The 3,098-nt window shown below is 57.2% G+C and carries 1 protein-coding gene and 1 pseudogene; both read right to left on the bottom strand.

What is annotated here, in order from left to right; all coding sequences use genetic code 11:
- Positions 1-1,316, bottom strand: a 1,316-nt coding sequence (locus Q4I23_RS31880; protein ID WP_498528890.1) for a hypothetical protein, incomplete at its 3' end; no start/stop codon positions are given.
- A 563-nt stretch (positions 1,317-1,879) separates the two neighbouring features.
- Positions 1,880-3,021, bottom strand: a pseudogene (locus Q4I23_RS31875) (IS110 family RNA-guided transposase).
- Between the last annotated feature and the right edge of the window lie 77 nt (positions 3,022-3,098).

Here is a 3,098-nt window from a genome sequence, read left to right as displayed (position 1 = left end):
TCGGCATCCCGTGCGGCGAGCGCGGCCTGCGCTCCGGTGAGTTCGGCATCCCGTGCGGCGAGCGCGGCCTGCGCTCCGGTGAGCTCGGCATCCCGTGCGGCGAGCGCGGCCTGCGCTCCGGTGAGCTCGGCATCCCGTGCGGCGAGCGCGGCCTGCGCTCCGGTGAGTTCGGCATCCCGTGCGGCGAGTGCGGCCTGCGCTCCGGTGAGTTCGGCATCCCGTGCGGCGAGCGCGGCCCGCGCTCCGGTGAACTCGGCGCCCTGCGCGGCAACTATAGATTGTGCTTCCTCAAATTTCTTTCTAAAATAGTTACCTTTAGTGCGTTCAACTACTTTTTCGCGAAGAATATTTCTATAATGGGAAATCGGAATGCTATTCCTGAAAAAATGCTCGCGTTGCTCGAATTCAGCGGGAAGACCCGCCGCTTCAAATATCTTGGTAGATGTATGAAGTATGTCCCTTGCCATTTCGTTTTGCGCCTCTACACACGCATGCCTTTCATTCTCGCCAAATGGCGCCAAGCAATCCGAAAAAAGAAGCTCCTTTGGTTGATCAATAAATACGATTCTATCGTCTAGTTCTTCAAGGTATTTGTATATCCAGTCAAGCTTTCCATTAATAAAATTTCTCCTTTCAATATTAAACCACCCATGCTTTCCCCATCCGGTTTCGAAATCCCCAGACTCGTTCAAAAAAAGCTCAACAAAATACTGCCTAATAACAAAAACAGGTACTGAAATATTCAGTCTAGGCATAATATACAATTCATAAAATTTCTTCAGAGAATCACGCAAAAGAATGTCATGAAATTCAGAAACAGCGTCAATCTCAATGGCACCTTCCCCAAAAATCGCCTTATTATCAACGGAGACATGCCAAGAAGTTTGGTTATTATTTGAAATATAGCTGTCATTAATGCGAATGCATCCGGTCGAAATATCACGCAAGAACTCCACAATGAGAGCAGAGTGAAGATTCGACAACAAACGCAATGCTGCAGATTTCGTGCAATCCTCTACAATCTGCCTCGCCAATCCGGAAGGCATCTCTGACGGCAATGACGGCGGAGCTATTGGCTTTGATACAAACGAGATCGTTGATCCACGCCAAATACGATGAGTACGACCAACTGCGTTAAAAAAATCTTCAAACGCATGTATATTGCTACCGCCAAGTATAATATAATCAAAACAAAAGTTTCTCTCATCTTGACTGATAAAACGATCATCAATTCGCAACTTATCATTGAGCAAACGCTCTTCAGTTTTTTTTCCGGAAATTTTCTTAACAAAAACAGAAAGCGGGCTCTTAATCATAATACGCCTTACTATGTTCTGTGATCGCAGCTAGCCATTTACGCCACGTTGTGAGCGTGAGCTTAGTCGGTCTTCGAGGCGGCCCAGTACCGCACTTACTCATACAACCAATATGACATTGGTGGTGTGACCAAACGCAAACAACCTTATACTTTAGAGAGCGTGGAAGAAAGGCTGTGCGCGACCGTTGCCCACGCACCCACCAGCGATGTGCGTTGCGGCCCTTCTGGTCGAAGCAGGCTTCATCTTTACATGAGGGTTCGGCTGTCAACGGGTCTCGCGCATTCTCTTCCTCCCTGTTGTTGGCCAATGAACTGGCCTGGTCGTGCCATGGCAAAGGTCCGGGGCGGATCAATCACGCAGCCGCGGCTGCATCACCTCACATGCGGTCGGGTCCGCGCCGCGGTCCCGCACCAGAATGCCTCATGCACGAGGCGTGGCCCCGGTAAGACGCGACCCACCTGAAACGCGGCAACTCTCGGTCGCCAATGATTCGGTCGCCAATGATGAAGACGGTCGCGCTCCCTTATCGACGCCGGTCGATGTCGCCCGGCGTCGATGTGCTATCCCCTGAGTTCGACGCCCTCCGGCACCACTCCGGTCTCGATGTAGCGCCAGAGCGCGACCAAAAGCTTGCGAGCCATGGCGACGATGGCGATCCGCCGCGTCCGCCCGGCGAGCTCGCCAACACGGTCGCGGAACCATTCAGCCAATCCGCTTGCTGGCTGGTAGCGGAGCCACAACCACGCCAGCTGGATGAGGGTTGTTCGAGCCCGCGGGTTTCCGGCTCGCCCGATCCGCCGATCGCGGTCCATGGCTCCACTCTGATGCGGCATCGGGGCGATGCCGACGCAGCTGGCGAGTTGGCGGCGGTTGCCGAAGCGGCGATAGAAGACCTCGCGCGTGAGCACGGCGGCGAAGTTGCCGCCGATGCCGCGGATGCGGGCGAGGGCCGCCATCTTCCGCTGGGTCGGGTCGGATGGCGAGGCCGCAAGAGCCGCTGTCCGTTCGGCTTCGATCTCGCGGATCAACTCCATGGTGAGGGCGAGCCGCCGTCTCAAACGATCGAACTCCGCGCGCAGATGCGGCGGCAGCTCCCGCCCGTCACCCGTCCGCAAGGCGGCGAGGTCGTCCGTCCAGGAGCGCAACGATGGCCGTTTCTGAATGCCTTGGGTGGCCAGAAGCGCCTCGATGCGGTTCTCAATCCGGACCCGTTCCTGGACCAGGTGTTCGCGCTCCCGGTGCGGGCGCTTGGCATCCTCCTCCGCCGGGCTTGGCACGTGGAGCACACTGCACACTTGATGATCGCCTTGGTGATAAGCCGCCAGCACCCGCAGCAGCCCCTCCGCGTCGAGCCGATCGGTCTTGGCCCGCCGAGCACGGCGATTGACCAGAATGCTGGTCGGCTCAACGACATGGTTGTTCACACCATTGGCGAGCAGAAGTCAGTGTAGCCAGAAGCCGTCACGCCCCGCCTCGAAGCAGGAGACGACGGCGACCGAGGCGCCCAGGCGCGCTTCCGCGCGTGCGCGCTGGGTCGCGATGACCGCGAGCAGCGCCGCCGTGTCGCCGTGTCGCCGGCCGCTATGCGATGCAGGACACTCTTGGTGGCCCCCGGCAAGCGCATGGCGGCGAGCCAGGTGGAGCGGCTGAGTTCGAGTGCCAGGTAGATCGTGCTCTCGATGGCGGGGCTGGTAAGCGGCATCGCTGGGACTGTCTGAAATTTCGTGTACGGGCCATAACTTCGGGACCGAAGGAGGCCCCGCATGGCACGACGCAAAC

The sequence above is a fragment of the Azospirillum sp. UFLA03-27 genome (assembly GCF_059803775.1).
Note: the sequence above shows the minus strand (reverse complement) of the source record. Positions and strands in the feature narration are given on the sequence as shown.